The 14,270-nt window shown below is 68.1% G+C and carries 7 protein-coding genes; 6 read left to right on the top strand and 1 reads right to left on the bottom strand.

Going from position 1 to position 14,270, the window contains the following annotated elements:
• Window positions 1-23: 23 nt before the first annotated feature.
• Window positions 24-2,663, bottom strand: coding sequence for an alpha-glucan family phosphorylase (gene glgP / locus ACEXHE_RS07165; protein ID WP_374785267.1), 2,640 nt, complete (start codon window positions 2,661-2,663; stop codon window positions 24-26).
• 318 nt (window positions 2,664-2,981) lie between these two features.
• On the opposite strand from glgP, the gene ACEXHE_RS07160 reads away from it, so the two are divergent.
• From ACEXHE_RS07160 to glgB, 6 genes are all read left to right on the top strand, one after another.
• Entirely contained in the window at window positions 2,982-4,019 is a 1,038-nt protein-coding gene (locus tag ACEXHE_RS07160; protein ID WP_374785266.1) for an ABC transporter substrate-binding protein, read from the top strand.
• Window positions 4,020-4,161: 142 nt separating this feature from the next.
• Window positions 4,162-5,166 carry an ABC transporter permease gene (locus ACEXHE_RS07155; protein WP_374785265.1) on the top strand — a complete coding sequence of 335 codons (1,005 nt, stop codon included), beginning with the start codon at window positions 4,162-4,164 and terminating at the stop codon, window positions 5,164-5,166.
• Complete coding sequence (locus ACEXHE_RS07150; RefSeq protein WP_374785264.1) at window positions 5,159-5,950, top strand: ABC transporter ATP-binding protein; 792 nt, start codon at window positions 5,159-5,161, stop codon at window positions 5,948-5,950. The genes ACEXHE_RS07155 and ACEXHE_RS07150 overlap by 8 nt, the downstream gene beginning before the upstream one ends.
• A 103-nt stretch (window positions 5,951-6,053) precedes the next feature.
• Window positions 6,054-8,135 (top strand): alpha-1,4-glucan--maltose-1-phosphate maltosyltransferase, encoded by a 2,082-nt coding sequence (locus ACEXHE_RS07145; protein ID WP_374785444.1) that lies wholly within the window; start codon window positions 6,054-6,056, stop codon window positions 8,133-8,135.
• Between the two features lie 137 nt (window positions 8,136-8,272).
• A complete protein-coding gene (gene treS, locus ACEXHE_RS07140; RefSeq protein ID WP_374785263.1) occupies window positions 8,273-10,084 on the top strand; it encodes a maltose alpha-D-glucosyltransferase in 1,812 nt (603 codons plus the stop codon).
• 20 nt (window positions 10,085-10,104) lie between these two features.
• Window positions 10,105-13,857, top strand: coding sequence for a 1,4-alpha-glucan branching protein GlgB (glgB, locus tag ACEXHE_RS07135; protein ID WP_374785262.1), 3,753 nt, complete (start codon window positions 10,105-10,107; stop codon window positions 13,855-13,857).
• Window positions 13,858-14,270 lie beyond the last annotated feature (413 nt).

Below are 14,270 nucleotides of genomic sequence, written 5' to 3'. Positions count from 1 at the left end.
GTGAGGGGACAGGGAACTCCGGATCAGCCGGCGTTGACCACCAGCGCCATCTCAGCGGGCGAGGCCAGCAGCGAGTGCTGCGGCAGCACCCGGACGGTGTACCCGAAGGAGCCCGAGCGGTCGATCAGCAGCGTGCCGGAGAACCGGTAGCGGCCGTCACCCAGATCCTCCGAGGGCACCAGGGTGAGCTGGCCGGTCTCGGTCAGCTCGTCCTCGGACACTGACGCATCCTCACCGGCGGAGACCTTGCCGTACACGGCCTGGACCAGCACATCCTGCGGGGTCAGCCCACCGAGTCGGACGTAGGCGGACACCTCCAGCTCGTCCCCGATCTGCGGCGCGTCGGAGACCCCCAGGGAGTCCACGTGCTCCACCACCACGCCCGGGAACTGCTCCCGGACCGCGGTCTTCCAGGCGGCCAGAGCACGCGCATTGGCATGTCCGTCGGCATCGGCGATCCGGCCGGCGTCGGCGGCCGGACGGTAGAGGATGTTGACGTAGTCCTGGACCATACGGTCGGCGGAGACCTGCGGGCCCAGGGTGGCGATGGTGTGCTTGATCATCTCGATCCACTGCAGCGGCAGGCCGTCGTCGTGCCCTGCCGAGACGGTGGACGGTCCGGCGGCGCCAGCCGCAGCGGGTGCCTCCGCCCCGTAGAACCGCGGGGTCAGCTCGTTCTCCAGCAGGTCGTACAGCGCCGCGGCCTCGAGGTCGTCGCGCTCCTCGGTGGAGGCGGCGGAGGACGCGGTGGGGATGGCCCAGCCGTTCTCGCCGTCGTACATCTCATCCCACCAGCCGTCCAGCACGGACAGGTTCAGGCCGCCGTTCATGGCCACCTTCATCCCGGAGGTGCCGCAGGCCTCGAGCGGGCGCAGCGGGTTGTTCAGCCACACATCCACGCCGGGCATCAGGGTGGAGGCCATGCGGATGTCGTAGTTGGGCAGGAACACGATCCGGTGACGCACCTCGGGGTCGTCGGTGAAGCGCACCATCTCCTGGATCATCCGCTTGCCCTGCTCGTCGGCGGGGTGGGACTTGCCGGCCACCACCAGCTGGATGGGCCGCTCGGGATCCAGCAGCAGGCGCTTGAGCCGCTCGGGGTCGCGCAGCATCAGGGTCAGCCGCTTGTAGGTGGGCACGCGGCGGGCGAAGCCGATGGTCAGCACGTTCTCGTCCAGCACCGAGTCGGTCCAGGCCAGCTCGGCCTCGGACGCACCGCGCTTGCGCCAGGAGGACTTCAGGCGGGCGCGCACGTCCTGGATCAGGGTTCGGCGCAGCTCACGGCGCACGTTCCACAGCTCCTGATCTGGCACCTCCCAGACCTTGTTCCAGTCATGCCCGGCCACCGCAGCGGCACCGAACATGGTCATGGCGGTCTCCGAGACGGTCTCGGACACCCAGGTGGGGGCGTGGACGCCGTTGGTGATCGAGGTGATCGGGACCTCGGCGGCGTCGAAGCCCGGCCAGAGCCCCTGGAACATCTCGCGGGAGACCACGCCGTGCAGCTGGGCCACGCCGTTGGCCCGCTGGCCCAGACGCAGACCCATCACGGCCATGTTGTGCACGCCGCGGTCTCCGCCGTCGTAGTCCTCGGCGCCCAGGGCGAGCACGTTCTCCACGGGGACGGCCGGTGCCAGCCCGGCCTGGAAGAACTGCTCCACCAGGGAACGGTCGAAGCGGTCGATGCCGGCGGGCACCGGGGTGTGGGTGGTGAACACGGTGGAGGCACGCACGCTGGTCAGCGCCTCCTCCCAGTTCAGGCCCTGCTCCATGAGCTCCTGGATCCGCTCGATCCCCTGGAACCCGGCATGGCCTTCGTTGGTGTGGTAGACCTCGGGTGCCTCGATGCCCTGCAGTCGCGCGTACTGGCGCAGGGCCTTCACGCCGCCCATGCCCAGCAGCAGCTCCTGCTGCAGGCGGTGGTCCCCGCCGCCGCCGTACAGGCGGTCGGTGATGGTGCGGGCGGTGTCGTCGTTGGCCGGCACATCCGAGTCCAGCAGCAGCAGCGGAACACGCCCGACGTCGGCCCGCCACACCTGGGCATGCAGGGTGCGGCCTCCAGGGATGGGCAGGGAGATCTGGACAGGAGTCCCGTCGGACTCCTTGAGCAGGGTCAGCGGCAGATTGTCCGGGTCCAGGACCGGGTAGGTCTCCTGCTGCCAGGCGTCACGGGAGAGCGACTGCTTGAAGTAGCCGGCCTGGTAGAGCAGGCCCACGCCGATGATCGGCACGCCGAGGTCCGAGGCGGACTTCAGGTGGTCGCCGGCCAGGATGCCCAGACCACCGGAGTACTGGGGAAGCACAGCGGTGATGCCGAACTCGGGGGAGAAGTAGGCGATCGAGCTCGGCGCCTGTCCGGCGGAGAACTCGTTCTGGTACCAGCGGTCCTCAGAGAGGTACCGGTCGAGGTCAGCGGCGGCCTCCTGCACGCGCTGGACCAGCTGGCTGTCAGCGGCGAGCTCGGTCAGTCGCTGCCGGTCGAAGGAGCCGAGCAGGGCGACGGGGTCGTGGCCGAGCTCCTCCCAGGCGGCGGGGTCCAGGTCGCGGAAGAGCGCCTGGGTCTGGGGGTGCCAGGACCAGCGGAGGTTCGCGGCCAGACGGCTCAGGCCAGAGATCTCCTCGGGCAGGTGGGTACGGACGATGAATCTGCGGATTGCCTTCACACCCCCACGGTACTAGGGGAGGGGTCCAGTAGGTGTCGTTCCGGTGAATGACGCTCCGTGTGCTCGCTCACGTGCGTGAGCTGGCGTGAGCCGGCCGAGGAGGGAGCTGCAGGAGGGCAGATCGTCCACAGCGGTGTCGATGTCATCACAGATCGTCTGGCATGCGCCGATTGTGTTGAATGTATGGTGGATCACACTCACTATTGAGATACGAAATGCTCACTGATGGACGGGTGGCTGTCGCATCCCCGCGGCTGATCCGTCTCCAGGCGTCCTCGGATGCCACCTGCACCACCATCTGATGATTCGAGGGAGACCATGAAGAAGTCCACCACCGCCCGTCTCACGGCGGCCCTGGCCGCCACCGCCCTGTTCGCCACCGCCTGCGGCTCCAATGGGGGCGGCAGCGAAGACGGCACCAGCCCCGCCGGGGACGGCGCCGCAGAGTCCTACTCGATCGGCATCGCCCAGTTCGTGACGCACCCCGCCCTGGATTCGGCCAAGAACGGTTTCAAGTCCGCCTTCGAGGAGGCCGGCGTCGAGGTGGAGTGGGATGAGCAGAATGCCCAGGCCGATGCCGGAACCGTGACGAGCATCGTCGGCTCCTTCGCCACTGCCGACCTGGACCTGGTCGCGGCCATCGCCACTCCGGCCGCCCAGGGAGCCACCCAGGCCATCACGGACAAGCCCGTCGTGTTCATGGCCGTCACCGATCCGGTGGACGCGAAGATCATCGCTGACTGGGAGGCCCCCGGCGGCAACGTCACCGGCGTCTCGGACATGAATCCGGTCAAGGAGCAGTTGGACCTGCTCAACCAGCTGGGGGTGGATGCCAAGACAGTCGGCATCGTCTACTCCTCCGGCGAACCCAACTCCGCCGTCCAGGTGAAGCAGGCCGAGGAGGCCGCCGCGGAGCTGGGCATGGAGATCAAGACGACCACCATCACCAACAGCTCCGAGGTCCAGCAGGGCGTCCAGGCGCTGGGTGATGTCGATGCCATCTACGTCCCCACCGACAACGCTGTGGTCTCGGCCCTGGAGTCGGTGATCGCCTACGGCGAGTCCCAGAAGATCCCGGTGATCGCCGCCGAGGGTGACTCGGTGGCTCGCGGTGCGGTGGCCACGTTCGGCATCGACTACACCGCCCACGGCAAGCAGGCCGGGGAGATGGCCGTGAAGATCCTCACCGAGGGAGCGGACCCGGCCTCCCTGCCCGCTGAGCGGGCCCCGGAGGACAGCCTGAAGCTCTACGTCAACGAAGAGGCCGCCGAGAAGATGGGTGTCACCATCCCGGAGGACATGCTCGCCGAGGCGGAGAAGCTGACCGCGGCTGATGCCGAGGACTCCGAGGGCTGATCACTCTGGGCGCTGAGCCCCTCGACCGACCACGACCCGTGCCGGCCGTCCCTCCTGACGGCCGGCACGGCACTGCCGGGAACCGCACCGCCGGCCCGGCCCCGCTGATCCGCTTCCCCTCCCACGAAGGCACCACACGCTCATGAACACCGCCATCGAACTCGGTCTGATCTACGCGATCATGGCCATCGGGGTCTATCTGACCTTCCGCATCCTCGACTTCCCGGACCTGACGGTGGACGGATCCTTCACCACCGGCGGCGCCACGGCCGCTGTGCTGATCGTCAATGACGTCCACTTCGTCCTGGCCATGGCCGCGGCTTTCGCCGTGGGCACGGTGGCCGGGCTCATCACTGGACTGCTGCACACCAAGGGCAACATCAACGGTCTGCTGGCCGGCATCCTGACCATGATCGCGCTGTACTCGATCAACCTGCGCATCATGGGCAAGGCGAATGTCCCGCTGTTGGGCGAAGACACCGCGTTCGCCTTCATGAGAACCCTCGGGGCCTCCAGCGGAAGCTGGGCGCTGATCGCGATCCTGCTGGCACTGATCCTGGTCCTGAAGTTCATCGTGGACTGGTTCCTCTCCACCGACCTGGGACTGTCCCTGCAGGCCACCGGAGACAACGAGGAGATGATCCGCAGCTTCGGCGTCTCCACGGATCGGATGAAGATCCTGGGCCTGATGCTCTCCAACGGCCTGGTGGCCCTCTGCGGCGCCGTCGTGGCGCAGCAGCAGGGCTTCGCCGACATCAGCATGGGCATCGGCCTGATCCTGGTCGGACTGGCCTCGGTGATCGTGGGCCAGGCACTGCTGGGCACCCGCGCCGTGTTCATCGCCACCCTGGCCGTGATCGTCGGCGCGGTGATCTACCGCCTGGCCATCTACTTCGCCCTGACTGCGGGTCTGAACGCCAATGACATGAAGCTGATCTCGGCGGTGCTGGTGGTCGCCGCGCTGCTGTTGCCCCAGTGGAAGGTCTTCCGGAAGCTGGGCGGCCTCAGGCGAGACCGGGGCGTGGTCTCCGACATCGCCGCGGGTGGCCCTCAGGCAGCCCCGGCGCTGGCCACCAGCGGGGCTTCTGCCGCACCGGCCGCCGAATCCACTCGTACCGGCTCATCCCAGGAGGCAGACCGTGCTTGAGCTCACCGACATCCACAAGACGTTCTTCCCGAACACGGTCAATGAGCGTCGGGCGCTCGTGGGGATCGACCTGCACCTGGCCCCGGGCGACTTCGTGACCGTGATCGGCTCCAATGGCGCCGGCAAGTCCACCGTGCTGAACACCGTGGCGGGCAAGCTGACCCCGGACACCGGCACCGTGCGGATCGACGGCAAGGACGTCACCGGGCTGAAGGACTTCCAGCGCGCCGAGTTCGTCGGCCGCGTCTTCCAGGACCCGATGGCCGGCACCAGCCCGAACCTGACGATCGAGCAGAACATGTCCCTGGCGGGGCGCCGCGGCAAGACCCGAGGTCTGTCTCTGAGCGTGGGCAAGGCCCGCCGGGAGGAGTACCACGAGGCACTCAAAGTCCTGGAGCTGGGCCTGGAGAACCGGATGAAGACCAAGGTCGGTCTGCTCTCCGGCGGTCAGCGGCAGGCACTGAGCCTGCTGATGGCCACCTTCTCCGGCCCCAAGATCCTGCTGCTGGACGAGCACACCGCGGCACTGGACCCGCAGCGGGCCGCCCTGGTCACCGAGCTGACCCAGAAGGTGGTGGCGGACCAGAACCTGACCACCCTGATGGTCACCCACAACATGGCCCAGGCCCTGGAGGTCGGCAACCGGCTGATCATGATGCACGAGGGCCGGATCATCCTGGACCTGCACGAGGAGGAGAAACGCGGCAAGACCGTGGAGGACCTGCTCGGCGAGTTCGCCAAGATCAAGGGCGCCGAACTGGATGACAAGGCCCTGCTGCAGTGATTCGGTCCTGATCTGCCGCACCGTGGAGCGGACGCATAGAGGTTAGCCATTCACCCGGCGTGCCGGTAACGTCGAACCCGTGGGAGCCATCAAGAACGCCAACATGTCCCCGCTGTTCCGCACCGAGCTGAAGGTCGGCCGCATCCCCGTGACGGATGTGCAGCCGGCCGTGCACCACGGCGCGCACCCGGCCAAGGCGGTGGTGGGGGAGGACGTCCCCGTCCGCGCCACGGTCTTCCGGGAGGGCCACGACCGTCTCGGTGCCACTGCCGTGCTCTACGGCCCGGACGGGTCGCTCGTGCAGAGAGTGCGCATGCATGAGGGTGCCCCCGGACTGGATGAGTACCTGGCCACCTTGCGCCCCACGCAGGTCGGGATGCACTCGCTGGTGGTCGAGGGCTGGTCTGACCTCTTCGGCACCTGGCACCACGCCGCCACCGTCAAGATCGAGGCCGGTGTGGACGTGGACCTGATGCTGGCCGAGGGTGTGGCACTGTTCGCCTCCGCCGCCGAGGACACCGACCGCACCGAGCAGGACCGGGCCGTCTTCGCCGAGACCGCACGAGTCCTGGCAGATCAGACCCTCAGCGTGCAGGAGCGACTCGCTGCTGCCGAGACCCCCGAGGTGATCGAGATCCTCACCGCACGTCCTCTCCGGGACCTGGTGTCGCCGTCGTCGTCCTATCCCGTGGAGGTCCAGCGCAGCCTGGCCGGCCGCGGCGCCTGGTACGAGTTCTTCCCGCGCTCCGAAGGGGCGCAGTACCACCCGGAGTCCGGCACCTGGACCTCAGGCAGTTTCACGACGGCGGCCAGGCGCCTCCCAGCGGTGGCGCAGATGGGCTTCGATGTCATCTATCTGCCCCCGATCCACCCGATCGGGCGGACTCACCGCAAGGGCCCGAACAACACCCTGGTGGCCGGCCCGCACGATCCGGGCTCGCCGTGGGCGATCGGTGCGGAGGAGGGCGGACATGACGCCATCCACCCGGACCTGGGCACCCCCGAGGACTTCGCCCACTTCGTGGCCGAGGCCGAGCGGAACGGGCTCGAAGTGGCCCTGGACCTGGCTCTGCAGTGCGCCCCGGACCACCCGTGGGTGGCCGAGCACCCGGAGTGGTTCACCACCCGCGTGGACGGGACCATCGCCTACGCGGAGAACCCGCCGAAGAAGTACCAGGACATCTACCCGCTGAACTTCGACAACGATCCGCGCGGACTGCGCCGGGCCGTCCTGAAGGTCGTGGAACTGTGGGTCTCCCGCGGCGTGAAGATCTTCCGGGTGGACAACCCGCACACCAAGCCGCTGTGGTTCTGGGAATGGCTGATCGGCAAGGTCCGGCGCCGCCACCCGGAGGTCGTGTTCCTGGCTGAGGCGTTCACCCGTCCGGCCATGATGCACGCCCTGGGCCGGGCTGGCTTCCAGCAGTCCTATTCCTACTTCACCTGGCGGAACACCCGCGAGGAGATCGCCGAGTACCTGCATGAGGTCACGGCGCAGACCCCGGCGTTCTACCGCCCGAACTTCTTCGTCAACACCCCGGACATCCTCACCGAGTACCTGCAGTTCGGAGGACCGGCGGCGTTCAAGATCCGTGCGGTCCTGGCAGCCCTGTCCAATCCGCTGTGGGGCATGTACGCCGGCTACGAGCTCTATGAGCATGTGGCCCGCCCCGGGGCGGAGGAGTACATCGACAATGAGAAGTACGAGTACAAGGACCGGGACTTCGCCGGTGCCGAGGCCCGGGGGGAGTCCCTGGCCCCGTTCATCACCCGACTGAACCGGTTCCGCCGCGAGCACCCTGCCCTGCAGGACCTGCAGAACCTGACGCTGCACTCGGCGGACAACGACCAGATCCTGGTGTTCTCCAAGACCCGTCGGCCGCAGCCGGAGGGCGAGCACGCGGATGCCGAGGCCGCTGCGGACCGGGGTGCGGACGGAGTGCCGCTGGACGCACCGGACACGGTGATCGTGGTGGTGACCTGCGATCCGCACTCGGTGCGCGAGGCCACCGCCCGTCTCGACCTGAGCGCGCTGGACCTGCGCCCGCAGGACCTGGATGCCGAGGGACGGTTCGAGGTGGAGGACCTGATCACCGGGGCGCGGTGGCGCTGGGGAGCGGAGAACTACATCCGCCTAGACCCCCATGTCGAGCCCGCGCACGTGCTGCGCATCGTCCGCGGCTGACCCTCCCCGCCCGCATGCCCGCTCCTGACCGAGGGGACATGCCCGGCCTGATCCGCAGCACCTGACCTGTAGACGCAGCACCCGGCAGGCCCGTCCACACACGGCCCGCCGGATCGAGACGGAAGAGCACACGAACCATGGCGAACTCCTACCAGCTCCACACCCACGGGATCTCCCACGACCCTGACTGGTTCCGCACCGCAGTGTTCTACGAGGTGCTGGTCCGCGCGTTCCATGACGGCAACGGGGACGGGTCCGGTGACCTGGACGGGCTGATCAACAAGCTGGACTACCTGCAGTGGCTGGGCGTGGACTGCCTGTGGGTCCCGCCGTTCTACCGCTCTCCGCTGCGGGACGGCGGCTATGATGTGGCGGACTTCTATGAGGTGCTGGACGAGTTCGGAACGGTCTCGGACTTCAAGCGACTCGTCGCCGAGGCCCACGCGCGCGGCCTGCGGGTGATCATCGACCTGCCGCTGAACCACACCTCGGACCAGCACCCGTGGTTCCAGGCCTCCCGGGCAGAGCCGGACGGCCCCTACGGCGACTTCTACGTGTGGTCGGACACCGATGAGAAGTACCAGGACGCCCGCATCATCTTCGTGGACACCGAGGAGTCGAACTGGACCTTCGACCCGGTGCGCCGGCAGTTCTTCTGGCACCGGTTCTTCTCCCACCAGCCGGATCTGAACTTCGAGAACCCGAAGGTCATCGAGGCGTTGTATGACGTGGTCCGGTTCTGGCTGGACATGGGCGTGGACGGCTTCCGTGCCGACGCCATCCCGTACCTGTACGAGGAGGAGGGCACCAACTGTGAGAACGACCCTCGCACGCACACCTTCCTCAGGGAGCTGCGCGCCATGGTGGATGCGGAGTACCCGGGGCGGGTCATCATCGCCGAGGCCAACCAGCCCCCGGCGGAGGTGGTGGACTACTTCGGCACCGAGGAGGAGCCGGAGTGCCACATGTGCTTCCACTTCCCGATCATGCCCAAGATCTTCTACGCTCTGCGTGACCACCGGGCCACCGCCATTCTCGAAGCCCTCGAAGACACCCCGCAGATCCCGGCCGGCTCCCAGTGGGGCACGTTCCTGCGCAACCATGACGAGCTGACGCTGGAGATGGTCACGCCGGAGGAGCGTCAGGCCATGCTGGGTTGGTACGCGCCGGACTCGCGCATGCGCGCCAACGTGGGCATCCGCCGTCGTCTGGCCTCACTGCTGGACAACTCGCGCTCGGAGCTGGAGCTGATCCACGCGCTGCTGCTGGCTCTGCCGGGCTCGCCGTTCCTGTACTACGGGGATGAGCTGGGCATGGGGGACAACATCTGGCTGCCGGACCGTGACGCCTCGCGCACGCCCATGCAGTGGAACCCGGACCGCAACGCCGGCTTCTCCGAGGCCGATCCGGGCAAGCTCTACCTGCCGGTGATCCAGTCGCTGGTCTTCCACTACAACCACGTCAACGTGGAGGCCGCCCTGGCCTCGAACGGCTCACTGCTGCACTGGGTCCGCGAGACCCTGGCCGTGCGCAAGCGCCACCCGGTCTTCGGCCTGGGCGACTTCTCCGTGGTGGACGCCGAGGCCGAGCAGGTCCTGGCGTTCGTGCGCGATCTGCCCCCCTCGGAGGACGAAGACCTGTACCCGGAGACGGTGCTGTGCATCTTCAACCTCTCTCCGGACCCCGTCGCCACCTGGCTGACCGTGCCCGGTTACGAGGGCCGCGGGCTGCGGGACGTCTTCGGTGGACGCGCGTTCCTGGACATCGATCAGGAGGGCCGTCTGCCCATCACCCTGCCCGGTCACGGGTTCTACTGGCTGCGGGTGCGCACCGGTCCCGGGCTGGCGAACCCGGCGGTCGCCGAGCAGCATCCGGGCCTGGCCGACCGCGCCAATCCCTACACCTCCGCTCTGCCGATCATCACCCCAGATCAGGCTGCACGGAACTGAACACAGAGAGACCACACCCCATGACCACCTCGCGTCCGATCCTCGACCTCCTCCGCCCCTGGCTGGCCACCCAGCGCTGGTTCCCGGGCGGGCCGGACGCGGAGGTGACCCGGGTCGGCGGGCTGCGTCTGAGCGACCCCGCCGGCCAGGTGGGCCTGCAGCTGCACCTGCTCTCGGTGGCCCACGACGACGGCCCCGTCACCGTGAGCGTTCCGGTCACGGTGCGCTCGGCCCCGCTGGAGGGCGGCGAGTCCGCCCTGATCGGGCAGACCTCCGCAGCGCACGGCGAGACCGGCGAGCCGCGTGAGGTGTGGGTCTACGACGGCACGCACGACCCGGTGTTCGTGGCCGCCTGGCTGGAGATGATGCGCCGGGGACTGGCCACGGCCGACGGCCGCTGCCGAGGACGCGCCCACGCTGGGTTCCAGGACTGGTCCCGGTTCGAGCCCGCAGTGATGAAGGCCCGCGTGCTGACCGGAGAGCAGTCCAACACCTCCGTGGTGGTCGAGGGGCCGGACGGGTCGGTGATCGTGAAGTTCTTCCGGGTGATCGCCGCCGGGGAGAACCCGGACGTGCAGATCGGGCTGGCCCTCACCGAGGCCGGCTCCACCGAGGTCCCCGTGACCTACGGCGAGATCACTGCCGGGTGGAGGCGGACCGGCACGGAGGGCGAGGACTGGGACTCCGGTGCGGTCAGTGTGCTGCGCGAGTTCGTGGCCGACTCTCAGGACGCCTGGCGGCTGGCCCTGGACGCCGCCGTATCGAGGAAGGACTTCACCGGCCAGGCCGCCGGGATCGGGCAGGCCACCGGCCGGATGCACCGGGCACTGGCCGCATCGCTGGGCACCTCTGGAGCGCAGGACCGGCCACAGGTCCTGGTCGACCTGGCCGAGCGGATCCGGTGGGGCTGGCGTCAGGCGAGCACTGCGGTCGGCGAGGACTGCGCGCCTGCCGTGGAGGCCATCGTCGGGAAGCTGGAGGATCCCTCCGTGGCCGCCGGCCTGCCGCCGTTGCAGCGGATCCACGCGGACTATCACCTCGGGCAGGTGCTGGCCGCCCCGGACCGGGACGGACAGACCCGGTGGACCGTGCTGGACTTCGAGGGCGAACCCCTGCGGGATGCGGCCGAACGCTCCGGCATGGACCTGCCGCTGCGGGATGTGGTCGGCATGCTCCGTTCCTTCGACTATGCCGGCGCCGTGGCCGCCCGAGAGCACGGCGGCGGGGATCGCACTGATGCGCGGCGTGAGCTGCAGCGGTGGACGGATGCGGCCCAGCAGGCGTTCCTGGCGGGATACGGCCAGGCTGTGGGCACACCGGTGGACACCGATTCGGTGGTGTTCACCGCGTTGATGCTGGACAAGGCCCTCTACGAGGTGGCGTACGAACAGCGGCAGCGACCGGACTGGGTGCAGGTGCCGGCCGCCGCCGTGCGCCGGGTCCTGGACCGCGCTAGCGTGGAACGGACCAGCGCCGCACACCCCGACGCGACTCACCAGGAGGCTCAGATGTCCCAGCAGGATGCCAGCACCGCAGGACCGACCCCCGAGCATGCAGCACAGACTGCGTCTCCGGTCCACGCCGGGGCCACACCCCTGGCGGTCGCCTCCGAGGTCCTCTCGGCCGTGGCACGGGGGGAGTACCACCAGCCCCACGAGGTGCTCGGGGCACACCTGGACGGGTCCGGAACGGTCACCTACCGCGTGCTGCGGCCTTTGGCGGACTCCGTGGCTGTGCGCCTGGACGAGGGTGGCCAGATCGAGCTCACTCACGAGCATGACGGCGTCTGGGTGGGCACATCGGCCGCCGTGCAGGAGGGGCACGTCCCGGGCTACCGGATCCTGGTCGCCTATGACGGGGCGGAACCGGAGCTGCAGGACGATGCCTACCGGTACCTGCCCACCCTCGGTGAGCTCGACCAGCACCTGATTCGCGAGGGGCGTCACGAGACCCTGTGGACGGTGCTCGGTGCCCGGGTCCACCGGTACTCGACTCCTCAGGGCGAGGTCGTCGGCACCGCATTCGCGGTCTGGGCGCCCAACGCGCAGATCGTGCGGGTCAAGGGTGACTTCAACGGCTGGAACGGCCGGCAGCATGCCATGCGCTCGCTGGGCGACTCCGGCATCTGGGAGGTGTTCATCCCTGGGGTGCAGGCCGGAGCGGTCTACAAGTACGAGATCCGCGGTGCGGACGGGGTCTGGCGGGACAAGTCCGACCCCATGGCTCGGTGGACCGAGGTCTCGCCGGCCACCGGCTCGCGAGTGGAGGAGTCCAGGTACTCGTTCGGGGACCAGGACTGGATGGAACGTCGGGCCCAGGCCGATCCGCACCAGCAGGCCATGAGCGTGTACGAGGTGCACGCCGGCTCATGGCGCCCGGGACTGGACTACCGCGAGATGGCTGAGCAGCTGGTGGAGTACGTCTCCTGGCAGGGATTCACCCACGTGGAGTTCATGCCGGTGGCCGAGCACCCCTTCGGTGGATCGTGGGGCTACCAGGTCACCGGGTACTACGCCCCGACCTCGCGTTTCGGAACCCCTGATGACTTCAAGTACCTGGTCGATCGTCTCCACCAGGCAGGGATCGGTGTCCTGCTGGACTGGGTCCCGGCGCACTTCCCCAAGGACGAATGGGCTCTGGCCCGGTTCGACGGCGGTCCTCTCTACGAGTACGCGGACCCGCGGAAGGGCGAACACCCGGACTGGGGAACCCTGGTCTTCGACTTCGGACGGACCGAGGTGCGCAACTTCCTGGTCGCCAACGCGCTGTACTGGCTCGAGGAGTTCCACATCGACGGGCTGCGGGTGGACGCGGTGGCCTCGATGCTCTACCTGGACTACTCGCGGGAGGACGGGCAGTGGGTGCCGAACATCCATGGCGGCAACCACAACCTGGAGGCGATCAGCTTCCTGCAGGAGGCCACGGCCACGGCCTACAAGCGCAATCCGGGCACAATGATGATCGCCGAGGAGTCCACCGCCTTCAACGGCGTCACCGCACCGACGAGCACGGGAGGCCTCGGGTTCGGCGAGAAGTGGAACATGGGCTGGATGCACGATTCGCTCACGTACATGTCCGAGGATCCGGTGAATCGGCGGTGGCATCACCACCAGATGACCTTCTCCCTGGTCTACGCCTGGAGTGAGAACTACGTGCTCCCGCTGTCCCACGATGAGGTCGTGCACGGCAAGGGCTCGCTGCTGCGCAAGATGCCGGGCGACCGTTGGCAGCAGCTGGCCTCCCTGCGTGCCTACTACGGGTTCATGTGGGCGCACCCGGGGAAGCAGCTGCTGTTCATGGGCTCGGAGTTCGGCCAGGAGGCCGAGTGGAACGAGGCCCATGGTCTGGACTGGTGGCTGACGGACATCCCGCAGCACAAGGGGTTGATGAAGACCGTCCGTGATCTGAACCTGGTCTACCGCAATGCCCCCGAGCTGTGGAGCCAGGACCATGATCCGGCAGGGTTCCAGTGGATCGACCAGAACGACGCTGACCGCAATCTCTTCTCGTTCATCCGCTGGTCGGTGGACGGCGAACCGCTGGTCTGCGTCTCGAACTTCTCTGGATCGCCTCACCACGGGGTTCGGCTGGGACTGCCGCGCGAGGGCGCCTGGACCGAAGTGGTGAACACGGACGCCGAGGCGTATGGCGGATCCGGAGTCAGCAACGGACCGGAGATCTTGGCCGAGCCGACCCCGTGGCACGGACAGCCGGCGTCGGCAGAGATCAGCGTGCCGCCTCTGGCCACGGTCTACTTCCGACCGCAGGCCTGACCGGGACCCCATCAGAGTGGCGACCATCACAGAAACGATGTCGACGACGACGCGGTGATTCAGGGGCCGATGGAGCCATGCAGCCCCGGAATCACGCGGATCTGACGACGGAGAGCCCCCGATTTGGCACGGACCGAAATCCGGGTGTACTGTCTTCTCTTGTGCCGCGGGGCCGGGAAGCGAAAGCCACCGAAACCCGCACGGGCCAGGTTCACAGTAACGCTGAGGATCTGATAGCCTAAATGGCCGCAGGTGATGGAAACATCACCGCCCCTGACGAAGATCCACCGAGGATCGCCACGGCGAAACTCACGGCGAGTCGGATTTGACACCGACCAGCCAGATGATCTAAGTTAGAAAAGTTGCTCCGGAAGGAAGCGCAGTCGAGATCGACAGCGTGAAAGCCCGGAAGC

This window comes from Micrococcus sp. IITD107, from assembly GCF_041927415.1.
Classification (GTDB): Bacteria; Actinomycetota; Actinomycetes; order Actinomycetales; family Micrococcaceae; genus Citricoccus; species Citricoccus terreus.
The sequence above is the reverse complement of the archived record's forward strand: the minus strand, read 5'-3'. Positions and strand labels throughout refer to the sequence as shown.

Coding starts and splice junctions, on each gene's coding strand:
- ACEXHE_RS07160 (WP_374785266.1), top strand. CDS start 2,982: ATGAAGAAGTCCACCACCGCCCGTCTCACGGCGGCCCTGGCCGCCACC.
- ACEXHE_RS07155 (WP_374785265.1), top strand. CDS start 4,162: ATGAACACCGCCATCGAACTCGGTCTGATCTACGCGATCATGGCCATC.
- ACEXHE_RS07145 (WP_374785444.1), top strand. CDS start 6,054: ATGTCCCCGCTGTTCCGCACCGAGCTGAAGGTCGGCCGCATCCCCGTG.
- treS (WP_374785263.1), top strand. CDS start 8,273: ATGGCGAACTCCTACCAGCTCCACACCCACGGGATCTCCCACGACCCT.
- glgB (WP_374785262.1), top strand. CDS start 10,105: ATGACCACCTCGCGTCCGATCCTCGACCTCCTCCGCCCCTGGCTGGCC.